This window comes from Cyclobacterium amurskyense, assembly GCF_001050135.1.
GTDB classification, from domain to species: Bacteria; Bacteroidota; Bacteroidia; order Cytophagales; family Cyclobacteriaceae; genus Cyclobacterium; species Cyclobacterium amurskyense.
The window spans coordinates 1,162,964-1,179,988 of sequence record NZ_CP012040.1; the positions used below are offsets into that span (position 1 = coordinate 1,162,964).

A 17,025-nucleotide genomic window follows, 5' to 3' on the forward strand; every position below is an offset into this window, starting at 1 on the left:
AATAGGATTTCTCCGCCCTGACAATGTCAGGGGTGAAGCCTGTCCCGTGTTTACGGGAAGTGTTGCAATCGAAGGAAATTCGGCTGTTTAGAGATTTTGACATAGCACCGCTATGGTGAAATTGAAAACAGCAACGAAGTGGCTGATTTTGAAGCGATTTCAGCATGCAATAGATTGTCTATTGCATATTTCGGGTTTAAACCTCATTTGCAAACAGACCCTTAACAACATTTGGGTTTCTTGCGCTCATGATTCTTAAGAATGATACCAAAACATTAAGCTGAAGAGCCTTAAAAGCCAGATTCGAGGACTTAAAAAAACCCAGGTAAAGCAACTATCTTGAACCTATACCAATTCCCTTCACACTCGACCTTATGAATTAGCCCCGAAAGCAATCAAAGGTTTTTGAAGCCATTTCATTACATCGTAGTTGGTGGTCTATTCATTTTGTGGAATAAAAAAAAGGATTGAGACTAAACCCCAATCCTTTTTTTAAAGACCGTCACTACTGAACAATATTAACGTTCATTCCGGTTATTTGTACCATCTACAGGAGTTCTATGCTCTCTATTGGCCAAATCCCAAGCTGTATGAAAAATTAACCTTGCCCTCTTTTCCATCAAGTCAAACTCTATTTTATCCACCGTATCTGTTGGCTGATGATAATCATCATGAACACCATTGAAAAAGAAAATTACTGGGATATTATGTTTGGCAAAATTATAATGGTCAGATCGGTAATAGAATCTATTCGGATCATCCTCTGCATCATACCTATAATCCAAAATAAGATTGGTATAGGTAATGTTATTGTATTCATTGATAACTTTTAATTGAGAGGACAACATCTCGGAACCAATCACATATACATAATCTTGGTTTTCTGCATCTTGGTATTCATAATCAATCCTACCCACCATATCAATATTGATATTGTTAACGGTATTTTCCAGAGGGAATATTGGGTTTTCTGAATAGTATTCAGATCCAAGCAGTCCTTTTTCCTCACCGGTAACATTCAAAAATAGCACACTCCTTCTTGGCTTGTATCCATCCTTTGCTGCTTGAGAAAATGCTTCAGCTATTTCCATCACTGACACGGTACCAGACCCATCATCATCAGCACCATTATTGATCTCGCCAGCGCTATTGACACCTACATGGTCATAATGTGAAGAAATCACAAGTACTTCTTCTTTTTTGTCAGTGCCTTCAAGAAAAGCCATAACATTCTCAGTATCCACTATATCTTTTTGCTTCACCACTTTGTAGACAACTTTCTGGGAAGGAATAACCGAAGGGTCATTTTTAGCTGCTTCTTTCAAGTCTTCTACTGCTGTGCCAAAAAGTTCTCCCATTTTTATAGAGCTAACCATAAATACAGGTTTTTGCTCTGTTGGTTTATCAAAACCCATCCGACCTTTGCCGGTTAAGCTTTTGTACCTATTGGCCATTCTGTCAAAGTTTGCCTGTCCTTCCATGGTAACGATAATAGCTCCTGCTGCACCTGCCTCCATTATCATTTCAATAGATTCCCCTACACTTTGACCTATAGCCCATAAGCCTACAAGTTTGCCTACCACATTTACTTTTGACAGGTTATCCTCAGAAGCCAAGCCTAAAAAAACCAATTCTGATTTCTTTTTCTTCTTCATATCGGCATCTCCTATAAAGACAAAATCCTCATTCAAAGTCAAATTGTTCTTACCTACTTTGAGAGACACTTCCTTCCAACTAACACTTGACAACTGGAATGGCTGCACATAACTTCCATTTACTGGGCCTTTCAGGTTTTTTTTCTGATAAAAATCTATCAGGTATTCTGCCGCAAGTTTCTGCCCTTCCGATCCTGTATCTCTTCCTTTCAGCTCATCTGAAGCAATATAAGTCAAATGTTTTTTTAGATCACCTGCCTGAATTGTTGAAGCATATTTTAATGATAGGTCTTCCTGACCAAAAATCGGGTAGGAGAAGGAAGCAAAAAGTAATACTGCTACTAAGATTGATTTATTTTTCATTTTTGTTTTTTAAGTAAATGGGTTTAGCATTACCTGCCAAGCCCAGAAAATTCAATAGGCTAATAAGAAGATATTTAAGCGTGAATTAAATACCTAAATCAGCTAATATTTTTAACTTTGCAAGCTGTTACAAGATACATTGGCCTGGCCAAAATTAATCATATTTTATCTTTTTATGAAAATCAATCTCGCTTCATCCGAAAAATTTAGAAATAGACATATTTCACCTTCTGAAAAGGATCTTCAGGCCATGCTCAAAACAATAAGAGTAGACTCTTTAGAAACATTAATAGATGAAACCATCCCGCAGAACATCCGATTAAAACATCCCCTACAACTCCCTCCTCCACTATCTGAAAATTTATTTCTAAAATCTTTTAAGGCTACCGTAGGTAAAAACCAAATTTTCAAATCTTATATTGGTTTAGGATATTATGATACACTGCTACCAGGAGTAATTCAGCGAAACATCCTAGAGAACCCAGGATGGTACACTGCTTACACGCCTTATCAAGCTGAAATTGCACAAGGAAGATTGGAAGCATTGATTAATTTTCAGACCATGGTCAGTGAACTTACTGGAATGGAGTTGGCCAATGCCTCTTTACTTGATGAGGGAACAGCCGCAGCAGAAGCAATGACCATGCTGTACGCCAGCAAAGGAAGAAGCAAGAAAAAAGCGACTACTTTTTTTATTGATGAAAAGGTCTTTGAACAGACAAAAGAGGTATTAAAAACCAGAGCTTCCCCTGTAGGAATAGCCTTAAAAATTGGACCTTTATCTGACCTTGATCTGACCGACCCAGACTTATTCGGTGTATTGTTACAGTACCCCAATTCTGATGGCGAGGTTATTAATTACAATGGCTTGGTAGCATCTGCCAAAGAAAATGAAGTTTCCACTGCTTTTAGCACCGATCTTTTAAGCCTTACCTTGCTTAAACCTCCCGGAGAAATGGGGGCTGATGTAGTCATAGGAAGTACGCAGAGATTTGGTATTCCTATGGGATTTGGTGGACCACATGCCGCATTTTTCGCCACAAAGGAAGCCTACAAAAGACAAATACCGGGTAGAATTATAGGCGTATCTGTGGACAAGTCAGGTAATAATGCTTATAGGATGGCCTTGCAGACAAGAGAACAACATATCAAAAGAGAAAGAGCCACTTCCAATATTTGTACTGCACAGGTTTTACTAGCCGTAATGGCGGGCATGTATGCTGTTTACCACGGACCAAAGGGGCTTAAGGCAATTGCTTCACGTACTCACGGACTTGCTGTAATGACTGCAGAATGGCTAAAACTATTGGGCTTCGAACAGGTAAATGAAGCTTACTTCGACACCATACGCATAAATGTAGATGAAGTACAGAAAGAAAAAATTCGTGCTTTTGCTTTGTCTAAGAAACTTAACTTCAGGTATGAAAACAACTATATTTTATTAAGTTTTGACCAAGCAAAAACAAGACAAGATGTTGTTGAAATCTTTGAAGTGTTTGCAAAATCCACGAATAAACTTCAACTGGAAATTCCTGAAATTCCTAGTCAGATTGAATCTACCATTCCTTCAAGCCTAGAACGTGAGTCCAAATACCTTGAACATGAGGTATTCCAAAAATACCATTCGGAGCATGAAATGCTACGTTATCTAAAAAAACTGGAGAACAAAGATCTTTCTTTGGTGCACTCAATGATCTCTTTGGGATCGTGCACCATGAAGCTCAATGCAACAACGGAAATGATCCCAGTCACCTGGCCGGAAATTGGTCAACTACACCCATTTGCTCCACAGAATCAGGCTGCGGGTTATTATGAAATGTTCCAAGATCTACGCAATTGGTTAAGCGAAATCACTGGATTTGCTGATACTTCCCTACAGCCCAATTCAGGTGCTCAAGGAGAATATGCAGGCCTGATGGTAATACGTGCCTATCACCAAAGTCGTAACGAAGAGTTTAGAAACGTTGTCCTTATACCTTCATCTGCACATGGAACTAATCCCGCTTCTGCGGTTATGGCAGGCATGAAAGTGGTGATCATCCCATGCGATGAGAAAGGAAATATAGATGTACCAGCTTTCAAGGAAAAAGCGGCAGCTCACAAAGACCAACTTGCAGCCCTTATGGTTACTTATCCATCTACACATGGTGTATTTGAAGAAGCCATCAGAGAGATCTGTGACCTTGTACATGAGTATGGTGGACAGGTTTACATGGATGGAGCAAATATGAATGCCCAGGTAGGACTTACCAGTCCTGGAATGATTGGCGCTGATGTTTGCCACCTTAACCTCCACAAAACCTTTTGCATTCCTCACGGCGGAGGTGGACCAGGTATAGGACCAATATGTGTAACCAAGCACTTGGTTCCTTTTCTTCCTGGAAATCCTTTTGTTAAAACTGGAGGAACTGCTGCCATCACCCCAATATCTGCTGCTCCTTTCGGTAGTGCAAGCATCCTACCTATCCCTTATGCATACATCGCTATGATGGGAGAGGAAGGCTTGTCCAAAGCCACCAAAGTAGCCATTCTAAACGCCAATTATATTAAAAAGCGTCTTGAATCTGATTTCCCTATCCTATATACAGGCACTAATGGACGAGCAGCACATGAAATGATCCTCGATTGTAGGTCATTTAAAGAATTTGGGGTAGAAGTAGAAGACATAGCAAAAAGACTAATGGATTATGGCTTTCATGCTCCTACCGTTTCTTTCCCTGTACCGGGTACACTTATGGTGGAACCTACAGAGTCAGAATCAAAAGAAGAGTTGGATAGATTTTGCGATGCAATGCTTTCCATTCGTCAAGAGATTAGAGAGGTAGTAGAAGGAATTGCTGACAAGTCCTCTAATGTATTGAAGAATGCACCACACACGGCGGCAATCATTATCTCCGACAACTGGGATTTCCCTTATAGTAGAGAAAAAGCTGCTTATCCTTTGCCTTTTGTCAAAGAGAGCAAGTTTTGGCCATCTGTTGGAAGAATTGATGCGGCCTATGGTGACCGTAATCTAATGTGCAGTTGTATTCCTACATCTGAATTTTCAACTGAGGAAGTTTAACCCGGATTATGTAATAGGATTTCTCCGTCCTGACAATAGTCAGGGGTGAAGCCTGTCCCGTGTTTACGGGAAGTGTTGCAATAGCAAGAAAATCAGTCTGTTTGGATATTTTAGCATAGCACCGCTATGGTGAAATATCCAAACAGCAACGAAGTGGCTGATTTTGAAGCGATTTCAGCACGTAATAGATTGTCTATTGCATATTTCGGGTTTAAAAACCTAAGGTCTAAAAAGTAAAAACCCCAATTTGCTATAGCTAATTGGGGTTTTTACTTTTTCTAGTAACATTTATTTTAAACTTCCTGTCATGTTTTCAGGTTTCACCCATTCGTCAAATTGTTCGTTGGTCAATAACTCAAGGGAGATCGCTGCCTCTCTCAAGCTAGTACCTTCCTTATGTGCTTTCTTGGCTATTTTAGCTGCATTTTCATAACCGATATGTGGGTTAAGCGCAGTAACCAGCATCAGGCTGTTTTCAAGATGCCTTTTTATAAATGGAATATTAGGCTCAATTCCTACCACACAATTGTCCGTAAAAGAAACACAAGCATCTCCTAATAGTCTGGCGGAGTTTAGTAAATTATTCACCATCATTGGCTTGAATACATTGAGTTCAAACTGACCACTCATGCCTCCTACAGAAACTGCTGTATCATTGCCTATTACTTGCGCGCAAACCATGGTCATGGCTTCTACTTGAGTAGGATTTACTTTTCCTGGCATAATAGAAGAGCCTGGCTCATTTTCAGGAATAAGGATTTCACCAATTCCAGACCTTGGGCCGGAAGACAACATTCTTACATCATTGGCGATTTTCATAAGGCTTACAGCCAACTGTTTTAATGCCCCATGAGTTTCAACGATGGCATCATGCGCTGCCAAAGCTTCAAACTTATTGGGTGCAGTAATAAAAGGATTTCCAGAAAAGTGAGCGATTTTCTCTGCTACCAACTTGGCATAACCATTGGGTGTATTCAGTCCTGTTCCTACAGCTGTACCTCCTAATGCCAACTCAGACAAATGAGGAAGGGTGTTTTCTATCGCCTTAATGGCATGATTCAACTGCGCCACATACCCAGAAAACTCTTGTCCAAGGGTCAATGGAGTAGCATCCATAAAGTGGGTTCTCCCAATTTTGACCACTGCCATAAATTCCTCAGATTTAGCCTGAAGTGTATCCCTAAGTTTTTTAACTCCTGGCAGGGTAGTCTCTGCCACCATTTTATAGGATGCAATATGCATGGCCGTTGGAAAGGTGTCATTGGAGGACTGGGACTTGTTCACATCATCATTGGGATGAATTTTCTTCTTTTCATCCTGTAAACTCCCACCCAATAGCACATGAGAACGATAAGCCACTACCTCGTTAACATTCATATTGGACTGGGTGCCTGAACCTGTTTGCCATACAACAAGAGGAAATTGATCATCAAGTTTTCCCTCAAGGATCTCATCACAAGTTTGGCTAATTATGTCTGCTTTCTCCGGACTCAAAACCCCCAACTCGGCATTGGTCTTGGCAGCAGATTTCTTTAGAATGGCAAAAGCGTGAATGATCTCCAAAGGCATTTGGTGTTTCACACCACCAATTTTAAAATTATTAACAGATCTTTGGGTTTGAGCACCCCAGTATTTATCGGCTGGCACCTCTACTGGCCCCATGGTATCTTTCTCTATCCTGTATTCCATTATAATATGTATTGATAATTTATAAATTGACTAATTATTCTGCTAAAATACGACAGGTCAGGCATAATCCATAAAGCAAGAAGAAATTCTTAATGCAAATTAAATTCGCCATTAACCTGAAACAGGCAATAGACAATGTATTTCGGTCGGAAATTCTTTTAATAGGGCACTTTAAGCGCTTTCTTTTCAAACTCGAAAGTAGGCTAAATCCTGTTTAAACTTAGCTTGACAAATGGCCAAAATAAAAATAGGTATAAACTACAACTTCATCAGTTCATGAAAAAGCACCTGGCTTTCCCTTACTTTTCTTTTAAAATAAGAACAGGCAAAACCATAATTCCCCAAGCCCACCAGAAAACATAAAAGGGCCAATTTCCAGTCCTGGACCACCGCTAGAAACAAAACGGTCAAGCCAAATGAAATCACTGCCCAAAAACCCAAGAAAAAGGAGGCTCCTGGAAAAAACGAATAATTCAAAGAGACCAGACAGCCTTTAGACAACGGGGCTATTTCCCCTTTGATTAAAGGCAGAAAACTATCTGCCCTGTCTATAATTTTTGATATTCTAAAACTGTTCTCTTCTATATTGCCGTTAAAAAATACTGTTTTACTTTTGGGCAGGTAATTTGTTTCGTCCAGGTAGTTAATACTTTTAGTAATAAGTTCAACCCTATCCATCACCTCTTTACTTCCCAAGGTGGTCACAAATGTTTCACTATAGTTAGGAACCAGTCTCACCATATTGCAACAAACTAAGTAGGCTGAAATTTTACAGAACTGCTATACAGGAAATTTCCACCTGTACATCTTTTGGCAAGCGACTTACTTCCACCGTCTCTCTGGCAGGAGGGTTTGTTTTAAAATATTGCCCATAGGCCTCATTGATGGTAGCAAAATCCCCCATATTTTTAACAAAAATACTGCACTTTACTACATTCAAAAAAGTAAGCCCTGAAGCTCTTAGAATTGCTTCAAGATTTTTCATGACTGCATGGGTCTCTTCAGTTATGTTTGAATTTAGTATTTCCCCTGAATCCGCATCAAGAGCTATTTGCCCGGAGACAAATAGCATTCCATTGGCTTTTACCGCCTGGCTATAAGGCCCTATTGGGGCTGGTGCCTCCTGAGAGTTGATGATTTCTTTGTCCATTTTATAATTTAGGTATTAAATTGATTACAAATTAAACTTTATACGCGGATTTTGCAAAAGGGATAAGTATGCCTGTGTCGTATATCCGATCAGGGAATAGTCTCAAAAAAACCAGTTGTATTTAAAGCCAAGGCATGGTATTGCCATTCAGCCACACAAACAACAATAAAGCAACAGACTTTAAGGTGATTTTAGCGCAAATTAGTTTGTCTATTATGAGTTAAAACAAGTGATTAGTTCGCCACCAACTTAAAGCCTTCTCCATGCAAAGTGATGATCTGCACAGATTCATCCGTTTTCAATAACTTTCGTATTTTACTTAGGTAGACATCCATGCTTCGCGCATTGAAATAACTGTCATCTCCCCAGATTTGCTTTAATGCAAAAGAGCGACTAACATTTTCATTTAATGAAGAAGCCAATAAACGGAGCAATTCATTCTCTTTAGAGGTGAGTTTATTGGTTCCTTGTGGTCCTTCCAGCAACTGCTTGTCGTAATGCAATATAAAATTACCAAATTTGTAGGACTTCAAAATGGTCTTTTCCCCTTGTTGGTTTGTCCTTCTTAAAATCGCATTGATCCTCATTAGCAATTCCTCCATGCTGAATGGCTTGGTAATATAATCATCGGCACCAATTCGGAAGCCTTGAATTACATCCTCTTTCATATTCTTAGCTGTGAGGTAGATAATGGGGATATTCTCCTCCACCTTTCTTATCTCTTTTCCAAGCGTAAATCCATCCTTTATAGGCATCATCACATCCAGCAAACACAACTGATAGTAATCCTTTTTGTACTTGTTCCATCCCTCTTCCCCATCTCTACACAATATGACATCAAAGCCTTTCACACCAAGATAGTCTTTTAATATATCACCCAAGTTGGGGTCATCTTCTACCAATAAAATTTTGATCTTGCTCATTTTTTCTTGGGTAAATTTATTGTAAATACGGTACCCTGTCCAGGCTCGCTATCCAATTTTATAGTTCCTTTGTGAGCCTCCACCATGGTCTTGACATAAGAAAGTCCCAATCCGAAACCTTTGACATCATGTAAATTACCAGTTGGCACTCTATAGAATTTATCAAATATTTTTTTTTGTGCTTCTTTACTGATTCCTATACCCTTATCTATTATCGAAATGGTAAAGTCAGTTTGACTTTCCTTTACAATAATTTTTATCTGAGGGGCATTTTTGGAATACTTGTTGGCATTGTCCAGCAAATTATTAACAATATTATTCAAATGAAAAACATCTGCCTCTAAGTGACCTGTAATTAGTGAATATTCACTAGTGATCGTTCCCCCTCTATTTTCCACCAATAACTCAAAATGCTTTTTGGTTTCTTCAATGAGCTTTCTAAGGTCTATCGTTTCAAATTTCAGGTTGAAATCTTTCTTTTCAAGGGCTGCTGCATGAAGAACTTGTTCTACTTGCTTCCCAAGCCTGATGTTTTCATCTTTTATAATGTTCAGGTACCGCTTTCGTAAGGCTTTCTCTCCAAATAAGTCGGGATCCTGCAAAGCTTCTACCGCCAAACTTACTGTTGATATTGGTGTCTTGAACTCATGCGTCATATTGTTAATAAAGTCATTTTTTATGTCAGAGATTTTCTTCTGACGAATAATGACCTTAATGGCATAAACAAAGCAAATAATAATGATGCACATAAAAACCAAAGAACTTGCCAATGGTAAAAACACTTGGCGCATTAAGTAATTCTGTTTTTCAGGGAAATAGATCACTAAGAAGTTCTCCATTCCCAATAAATCGCTTGGGAAAAGCTCGGCTTTTATACCATGTTCATTCAAAAATTCTAAATCTGCTACGGGACCTATTCCAATTATTTGATTTCTATTATCAACAATACCCAGTTCGAAGGGCTGATCAATATTTCTATTTATTAATTGCCCCATCACCTCTTTCCTGACCATAGCTGTATCCAGCCGATTTAGAATATTCTGATTTCCCTGAGACAACAATTGATGGATCACAACCTCCACAAGCTCAATTTTCATATTGGCTTTAACTATGCTTTCTGCCACATTCCGGGACACGTTAAGTTCTTCTATAATATAATTTTGTCGCCTGTTGGCATACTGACGCTTGCTCAATTTTTGATCCTGCTCACTCAAAAATTGTAGGTGCCGCTCTTTTTCGGCAAGCAAAATGGCCAATTCATCTGGAGTAAAAAGACTGGAAGCCACTTTAGGAGACATGTTAAAATATTTTTCGATCTGGCTAAAGCTATTAAGATCCCCTTCCCTGCTTGCAATTAATTTTCGGAAAGTCGGCGAAATTTGAGGTATGGGCTGATCAAACATTGAATCCAACACAGACGGCCTATTAACGGCTACTTTTCTTCTTCTGACTTGAACCTGAATAGGCTCAATGGGTTCCAATAAAGCTTTCTGAAAAATGGTATCCCTCGCTAGGGAGCTCAAAAGTATATCGCTGGCTTCTCCTTTTTCGATGCGCTCTGAAGTAGAAGAAAGGGCTTGAAATACATTTTGCTCAAAACGCGCCTCATTAATTTTAAGTACGTTTCCTACCCAATAAAATTGAAAGCCTATCAAACCTAAACTTGCCAGGGACATTAAAAAGACAATGATCTTTATACTCGTTTTTGACATATTACAAATCTAAATGATATCCTCCTCTAAATCATATCCTTAACTTTTTTTAACACAAAGCACCCGGGATTAATTTATTCTATGGCCTTTTTATAACCCTTAAAAATCCATCAAATTTCCTTTTCCGAACGACTTATCTCTTTTGGATTTTAACTTTAACATCCTTTATATATCTTTGCCTGCTAAATCAAAAGCGATGGAAATCAAAAATCAACAATATTGCATAGGGGAAATCCCCTTACTGGATATCGCCCAAAAATACGGAAGTCCTGTTTATGTTTACGATGGAGCTAAAATCTTGCATCAAATAGAAGCTTTAAATCAAGCTTTTTCGGATGTAAAGATGAAAATAAAATATGCTACCAAGGCACTTTCAAATATCAATATTCTAAAATTGATGAAAAAGGCGGGCACTGGTGTGGATGCAGTCTCTGTAGAAGAGATAAAACTTTGCCTACATGTAGGATTCTCTCCAGAAGAAATCATGTACACACCAAATTGCGTGGATTTTGATGAGATCAAGCAAGCAGTCGCTTTTGGCGTGATGGTAAATATAGACAGTATCCCTATGTTAGAGCACTTCGGTACTGAGTATGGGTCTTCTGTTCCCATTTGCATCCGTTTAAACCCACATATATTAGCTGGCGGCAATGCCAAAATTTCTGTTGGCCATATTGACAGTAAATTTGGAATTTCTATCCTCCAATTAAAACATATCCTTAAAGTAGTTCAGGCCTATGAGCTTAATGTAATTGGGCTACATGTACATACCGGCTCTGACATTCTTGATGCTGAGGTCTTCCTTAAAGGAGCAGAGATTCTTTTCGATGCAGCCAGAGAATTTCATGATTTGGCTTTTCTGGATTTTGGAGGTGGATTTAAAGTTGCCTATAAAGAAGGAGACATCACCACAGACATCCAAGATGTAGGGAGGAAAGTTTCAGCAGCTTTTAAGACCTTCTGCAAAGAATACGGTAGGGAATTGGAAATATGGTTTGAACCCGGTAAGTTTTTGGTTAGTGAATGTGGTTACTTACTCACCAAAGCAAATGTGGTTAAGCCTACTCCCGCCACCACATTTGTAGGCGTAAATTCAGGCCTCAATCATTTATTGAGACCTATGATGTATGATGCTTACCACAGTGTGGTTAACATCTCAAAACTTGATGGACCGGAAAGAGTCTATACAATTGTAGGTTATATTTGTGAAACAGATACAATTGCTGCTGACCGCAAATTAAAAGAAGTAAAAGAAGGGGATATTATTGCAATAAAAAATGCTGGTGCTTATGGCTATAGCATGTCCTCCAATTACAATTCCAGGTTTAGACCAGCCGAAGTGTTAATTTTAAACGGCAAGGATCACCTTATACGAAAGAGAGAAACCATGGACGATATACTCAGAAATCAAATTTCTGTAGATTTTTAACAAAAGGGGCAAAAATAATTTGCCCCTTTTGTTTTTTACTTTTTTGTTATTTTTTCCAAAATACCTAATAGAAAATTCATTTTTAAACCCACCAAACAAAACTTGGTAAAATCCTCTAATCCTTACAACAAATTATTATTTAGCTCCATTTGCAAATTCGGAATTAATTCTATTATTTATCAAAATATAACAGCTAACGAGGATTTCATTTAACTGTATTTCAATAACATAAAATAATATTTCAAAAATTGAATTACATAAAATGACTTTTATAAAACAAAATTCTTTATCTGAAACGATAGTTTTTTTTGAAAACCTTATAGATTAACTACTATTAAGATAAAGAGACTTATTTAACTAACTTTTAAAATTAAAATAAATGATGGCGTCCAAAACAAAGGCAATAATGCAGGTCCATCTGGATCAACGAAACAATGGGAACATTGGAGAGGACCTTTTGGAATATGCGGAAACATTGAGTGAAGCATTGGGAATGGATACTCTTAAAATTCAGCAAGAGATGCAAAGCGGAGACCTAAACAATCTAATAACAACATTCAACAGTTACTTCGGTGATTATATAGAATTGTTAGATTCCGATCATGCCATTGGCTTATGATCTTAGGTGTATGGTAGGGCGACCTATTAAATTTTTAATCACAGAACTAGAATTCATTCTTAAAAAGCATTTTTTAAGTTTTAGATAAGCAACAGAACCTCTTTTGTTTTATTTAAATCCTTCAAAACGTCAAACGGACGAAAAGAAAAGTAAAATCTGTAAACAGCAAGTATTCACTTTTTAATAATTAAATTATTTTTTCACAGAAGCCATAAAATGATCGTTTCGGAAATTTAATATTCTGAAAAATTCATTTTATGGCTTCTGTATGGTTTGCCATCCAAATTTCAACAGACAATCCTTTTCTATCTTTCCCAATGATATTGACTTTATTTCAAAACTTAACCTATCCCCTCAAGTTTTGATTACAATTCCACAGCTCCATCAGTATGGAATTTAACTTCATAAAATCATGTTATTTAAGACTGAGTAAGTTCCGTTATGGCAAACCTGTTTAGCCTTAAGAAAGTCTGGAAACAGCAAGGAAGCAACTGATTTTGAAATGATTCCACCACATAATAGAATGCCTATTTCGGGCTTACATAACCTAAGAAGAATACGGTTCCTACTTCGGAAAGCTTCTCAATTTATAGCAACATTTCGCATTCCCTATATCAATTAACAAGAAAACTAACGCTGTAACAATTGCAAAATATCAAATTCAAGTCCGACTGAGAACATCTCCTGAAAAAGGCAAAAAATCTTGCTCTAAGCACTATGAACCCATAAAAAATAATTGTAATAATGGTTTTGTATTCAAAAAAACAGTATATTTAATTCTACAAATAACCAAAAAAACCCATGTACAGGAACATCAACAGGCTCCTACAGTCTGATTTAAGACTGAGTGAGGAGGAAAAATTAAAATTATTAAAATCCTACATTAGTGATTTAAAAAATGAACAAATAAAAAGGGGCTAACCACCCCTTTTTTATTTGTTCATTCCTTATTTTTTTTCATCAATCCAACCGTTAGTTTATTTAAAGCATCTACTTTTTCCTCAAAGTCCCCCTTTAAAGTATCCCGGTATTTATTGATATTCTCTACCATTTCATTGATATCATCGGGAATGATCTCTTCAAATAGCTGCCTTAACCTTTTGGCGGTGGTGGGGCTTTTTCCATTGGTACTTATGCCAATTTTAATATTCCCTTTCGTTACAATCCCTCCTAAATAAAAATCGCAATATTCTGGCGTATCTGCTACATTTACCAGGAGGTAACACTTTTTCGCATCATGGTAGACTTTTTTGTTTACTTCTTTGTCATCCGTAGCAGCGATCACCAGGTGCTTTTCATTTAAATACTCGTCATTGTAAGCATCTTGCACCATTTTGATATTGGAATTGTCTTTGGCTATTGTAACGATCTCCTTTAGAAAATCTTTGGAGACAATCGTAACTTTGGCATTGGGACTTGATTTCAAGAGAAACGTCAATTTTTCCAAACCAACATTCCCGGCACCAACCAATAAAGTTTCCAATTGATGTACTTTTAGGAAAACCGGGTACAATTCATTCATTGTATATTCAATTCAATTTATTTTCATATACTACAGCCTCATATACAGCCCTTAACTTAGGGCTTTCTCGGACCACATCACCAATGATGATAATGGCGGGCGCACCAACTTTATCCTGATGTGCTTTCTTTTCTATGTCTGCGATGGTTCCTGCAACGATTTTCTCATCCCTTGTGGTTCCACGTTCTATGATGGCAATGGCTTTGTCAGTAAAACCCTGCTCCTCATAAATACGGACTATTTCTTCCAACTTCTTGGTACCCATTAGCAAGACCACTGTAGCTTTGGATTGACTGGCCAACAGTAAATCCCTGGACAATTCACCATTAGAAGTTGTTCCTGTTATCACCCAATAACTTTCTGAGACACCTCTCTTAGTGACAGGAATTCCCGCAGCAGCCGGAACGGCCACTGTGGAAGAAATGCCAGGGACCACATCAGCTTTTATTCCAAACTGCTGAATATAATCAAGCTCTTCTGCCCCTCTGCCAAACACAAATGGATCCCCTCCTTTGAGCCGTACTACATGTCCAAATTTTTTGGCATAGTACACACACATTTTATTTGTCTCCTCCTGCGGATTTTGACGGCTTCCATTGCGTTTCCCTACAAATATCTTAAGGGCTTTATCGGGCGCATGATTCAACAAGGAAACATCTATCAGCGCATCATAAAGGACAACATCTGCCTTATTTAATGCCAGAACTCCCTTTAAAGTTATCAATTCCGGATCACCAGGACCAGCACCTACCAGGGTAACTCTTGGTCTAATCTCATTCATCATGCATGTACTTCTTTTGCTCTATATTCGCTGATTGCTTCAAACACTTGTTCGGCGATTTTATAATATGCCAAAGCAAAAGCTTCTGACGGTTGGTTTTCTTTAAGCTGATAAACCAAATCCGAAAAAGAGGCAGAAAGATTGATTTTACCTGTTTCGGTAAATTGTTTGTCAAATTCAATTACAAGATTGGCAAAGCTATTGGTATTAACTCCTTCAGCTGTAAGGATTGCTTTCCCAGCATTCATCATGCTTGTATAGGTTTGATAAATTCCATCAGACCATTTTCCTGCTTTCAAACTGTCTTCTGCATCAGCCAACTTTTCTCTGGCCTCCAACAATAAGGTGGACACCAAATCAATAACCACTCCAGCACATTCTCCTACACCTATGGCTTTGACATAAGCTTCATCATTTCCCCAATCTACAAAATCGCTTTCTGTAATGTTATCAGTACCTGCAAAAGGTTTTAGTATTTCATAAAAATACATCTGTCCTTTACGCTCGTAATAAGCCGCGTAGTTTTCTTCTTTTTCTGCTCCAGATTTGAAATCATCAAGAAGTGCGCGCAAGGCTTGTGGCCCTCTTTTACTTGGCACCTTGATAACTTTATCTGCAAACTTTCCTTTTCCATCACCAAAAGTAGCTCCACCAAGCAATACCTGAAGTGCAGGTAAAACAGCTTTACCAACTTTCATGGACATCCCCTGAAAGCCTATAGAAGCCATATTGTGCTGACCACAGGCATTCATACATCCGGAGATTTTTATATTTAGATTTTTGTTGAATAAAAATTCAGGATACTCATCTAATATCACTTTCTCCATCACAACAGCAGCGCCAGTACTACTAGCTATGCCAAGGTTACAAGTATCAGTACCAGGACAAGCGGTAATATCTCCAACGGAATTGTATCCGTAATCGACCATTCCCAATTTCTTCAATTCCTGATAAAAGAAAGGAATCAATTCTTCTTTCACATCTCTTATCAAAAGATTTTGACGTAGTGTGAAACGTATCTCGTCACTGGCATATTTTTTAACAAGCTCTGCCAATTGACGGGCTTCTTTGATATAGAAATCTCCAAGGTGAACTTTGACACCTATAGAAAAATAACCTTTTTGTTTTTGATCCAAAACATTGGTCAATTTCCAACGTCTGTAATCTTCATCTGCCGGAACTGTAAACTCTGGAACAACAGGATTAGGCAATTCTCTAGCTGCATCAAACTCCGTAGTATCGATTGGGTAAGTTTGAAAAGGAAGCGCTAGCTTCTCCTCATCTACCAACCTTAAAAACTCGTCCACACCAAGACTATTGATAAGGAATTTCATCCTTGCTTTCATCCTCTTGGCTCTTTCCCCATGCCTGTCAAAAACCCTTACTACACCTTCAATAAAAGGTATGATTTGGTCGGTAGGCAAGAACTCATGCACAACATCTGCATGCCTTGGCTGTGAACCTAGTCCGCCTCCTAGCAATACTTTAAACCCTTTTATTTGCTCATTTCCTTCCTGCTTGACCTTGGCAATAAACCCTAGATCATGAAGATAAGAAAGTGCGGTATCTTCATCACTTGATGAAAAACTGATTTTAAATTTTCTGCCCATTTCCTGACTTACAGGATTTCTAAGCATATATTTAAATGCCGCATCGGCATAAGGAGTCACATCAAATGGCTCTTTAGGGTCAATGCCTGCAGTTTCTGAAGCAGTAATATTTCTAACGGTATTGCCACAAGCTTCTCTAATGGTAACATCATCTTGGTCCAACTCTGCCCACAATTCTGGGGTATTGTCTATACTGACATAGTGAATTTGAATATCTTGCCTCGTAGTAATGTGCAACCTACCAGTTGAGTACTTTTCTGACACATCACAAATTCTATTCAATTTCCCGGAGGTCACCCTTCCATAAGGCAGTTTTATCCTGATCATCTGAACACCTTCCTGACGCTGCCCGTAAATACCACGTGCTAATCGAAGGCTTCTGAATTTTTCCTCATCAATTTTCCCGTTGCGAAACAGGGCTATTTTTTTCTCCAGTTCAAGAATTTCTTTTTCTACTACCGGATTTTCTATTTCAGTTCTGAAACTTTGCATCTTAAATATTTTTCAA

General features: G+C 38.2%; 12 protein-coding genes. 3 read left to right on the plus strand and 9 right to left on the minus strand.

What is annotated here, in order from left to right:
• Positions 1 to 518 precede the first annotated feature (518 nt).
• On the minus strand, positions 519 to 2,018 hold the full coding sequence (locus CA2015_RS04615) for a M28 family peptidase (protein ID WP_048640839.1): 1,500 nt from the start codon (positions 2,016 to 2,018) through the stop codon (positions 519 to 521).
• 175 nt (positions 2,019 to 2,193) lie between these two features.
• Here CA2015_RS04615 and gcvP point away from each other — a divergent pair, with 175 nt between their 5' ends.
• Positions 2,194 to 5,082, plus strand: a complete 2,889-nt coding sequence (gene gcvP / locus CA2015_RS04620) for an aminomethyl-transferring glycine dehydrogenase (protein WP_048640840.1) — start codon at positions 2,194 to 2,196, stop codon at positions 5,080 to 5,082.
• Positions 5,083 to 5,370: 288 nt separating this feature from the next.
• On the opposite strand, the gene fumC is transcribed toward gcvP, so the two are convergent.
• The 5 genes from fumC to CA2015_RS04645 all read right to left on the minus strand — a co-directional run bounded on the left by fumC (position 5,371) and on the right by CA2015_RS04645 (position 10,556).
• A complete protein-coding gene (fumC, locus tag CA2015_RS04625; RefSeq protein ID WP_048640841.1) occupies positions 5,371 to 6,771 on the minus strand; it encodes a class II fumarate hydratase in 1,401 nt (466 codons plus the stop codon).
• Between the two features lie 258 nt (positions 6,772 to 7,029).
• Positions 7,030 to 7,512, minus strand: a complete 483-nt coding sequence (locus tag CA2015_RS04630) for a hypothetical protein (RefSeq protein ID WP_048640842.1) — start codon at positions 7,510 to 7,512, stop codon at positions 7,030 to 7,032.
• Between the two features lie 28 nt (positions 7,513 to 7,540).
• Complete coding sequence (locus CA2015_RS04635; RefSeq protein ID WP_048640843.1) at positions 7,541 to 7,921, minus strand: RidA family protein; 381 nt, start codon at positions 7,919 to 7,921, stop codon at positions 7,541 to 7,543.
• A 233-nt stretch (positions 7,922 to 8,154) separates the two neighbouring features.
• Positions 8,155 to 8,844, minus strand: a complete 690-nt coding sequence (locus CA2015_RS04640) for a response regulator transcription factor (RefSeq protein ID WP_048640844.1) — start codon at positions 8,842 to 8,844, stop codon at positions 8,155 to 8,157.
• Complete coding sequence (locus CA2015_RS04645; RefSeq protein WP_048640845.1) at positions 8,841 to 10,556, minus strand: sensor histidine kinase; 1,716 nt, start codon at positions 10,554 to 10,556, stop codon at positions 8,841 to 8,843. Before CA2015_RS04645 ends, CA2015_RS04640 begins: the two co-directional genes overlap by 4 nt.
• A 196-nt stretch (positions 10,557 to 10,752) precedes the next feature.
• Here CA2015_RS04645 and lysA point away from each other — a divergent pair, with 196 nt between their 5' ends.
• Together lysA and CA2015_RS04655 are read left to right on the plus strand one after the other, a co-directional pair.
• A complete protein-coding gene (gene lysA / locus CA2015_RS04650) occupies positions 10,753 to 11,985 on the plus strand; it encodes a diaminopimelate decarboxylase (RefSeq protein WP_048644356.1) in 1,233 nt (410 codons plus the stop codon).
• Between the two features lie 379 nt (positions 11,986 to 12,364).
• Entirely contained in the window at positions 12,365 to 12,604 is a 240-nt protein-coding gene (locus tag CA2015_RS04655; protein WP_048640846.1) for a hypothetical protein, read from the plus strand.
• Positions 12,605 to 13,544: 940 nt separating this feature from the next.
• Here the strand turns inward: CA2015_RS04655 and CA2015_RS04660 are convergent.
• Genes CA2015_RS04660 through CA2015_RS04670 form a run of 3 tightly spaced genes read right to left on the minus strand, consistent with a single transcriptional unit; the run spans position 13,545 to position 17,009 of the window.
• Complete coding sequence (locus CA2015_RS04660; protein WP_048640847.1) at positions 13,545 to 14,126, minus strand: precorrin-2 dehydrogenase/sirohydrochlorin ferrochelatase family protein; 582 nt, start codon at positions 14,124 to 14,126, stop codon at positions 13,545 to 13,547.
• 7 nt (positions 14,127 to 14,133) lie between these two features.
• On the minus strand, positions 14,134 to 14,910 hold the full coding sequence (gene cobA, locus CA2015_RS04665; RefSeq protein ID WP_048640848.1) for a uroporphyrinogen-III C-methyltransferase: 777 nt from the start codon (positions 14,908 to 14,910) through the stop codon (positions 14,134 to 14,136).
• On the minus strand, positions 14,907 to 17,009 hold the full coding sequence (locus CA2015_RS04670; RefSeq protein WP_048640849.1) for a HEPN domain-containing protein: 2,103 nt from the start codon (positions 17,007 to 17,009) through the stop codon (positions 14,907 to 14,909). Before CA2015_RS04670 ends, cobA begins: the two co-directional genes overlap by 4 nt.
• Positions 17,010 to 17,025: the final 16 nt, after the last annotated feature.

Bases quoted from the DNA above. Each gene is read 5' to 3' on its own strand.
- CA2015_RS04615 (WP_048640839.1), bottom strand. From the start codon at position 2,018: ATGAAAAATAAATCAATCTTAGTAGCAGTATTACTTTTTGCTTCCTTC.
- gcvP (WP_048640840.1), top strand. From the start codon at position 2,194: ATGAAAATCAATCTCGCTTCATCCGAAAAATTTAGAAATAGACATATT.
- fumC (WP_048640841.1), bottom strand. From the start codon at position 6,771: ATGGAATACAGGATAGAGAAAGATACCATGGGGCCAGTAGAGGTGCCA.
- CA2015_RS04630 (WP_048640842.1), bottom strand. From the start codon at position 7,512: ATGGTGAGACTGGTTCCTAACTATAGTGAAACATTTGTGACCACCTTG.
- CA2015_RS04635 (WP_048640843.1), bottom strand. From the start codon at position 7,921: ATGGACAAAGAAATCATCAACTCTCAGGAGGCACCAGCCCCAATAGGG.
- CA2015_RS04640 (WP_048640844.1), bottom strand. From the start codon at position 8,844: ATGAGCAAGATCAAAATTTTATTGGTAGAAGATGACCCCAACTTGGGT.
- CA2015_RS04645 (WP_048640845.1), bottom strand. From the start codon at position 10,556: ATGTCAAAAACGAGTATAAAGATCATTGTCTTTTTAATGTCCCTGGCA.
- lysA (WP_048644356.1), top strand. From the start codon at position 10,753: ATGGAAATCAAAAATCAACAATATTGCATAGGGGAAATCCCCTTACTG.
- CA2015_RS04655 (WP_048640846.1), top strand. From the start codon at position 12,365: ATGATGGCGTCCAAAACAAAGGCAATAATGCAGGTCCATCTGGATCAA.
- CA2015_RS04660 (WP_048640847.1), bottom strand. From the start codon at position 14,126: ATGAATGAATTGTACCCGGTTTTCCTAAAAGTACATCAATTGGAAACT.
- cobA (WP_048640848.1), bottom strand. From the start codon at position 14,910: ATGATGAATGAGATTAGACCAAGAGTTACCCTGGTAGGTGCTGGTCCT.
- CA2015_RS04670 (WP_048640849.1), bottom strand. From the start codon at position 17,009: ATGCAAAGTTTCAGAACTGAAATAGAAAATCCGGTAGTAGAAAAAGAA.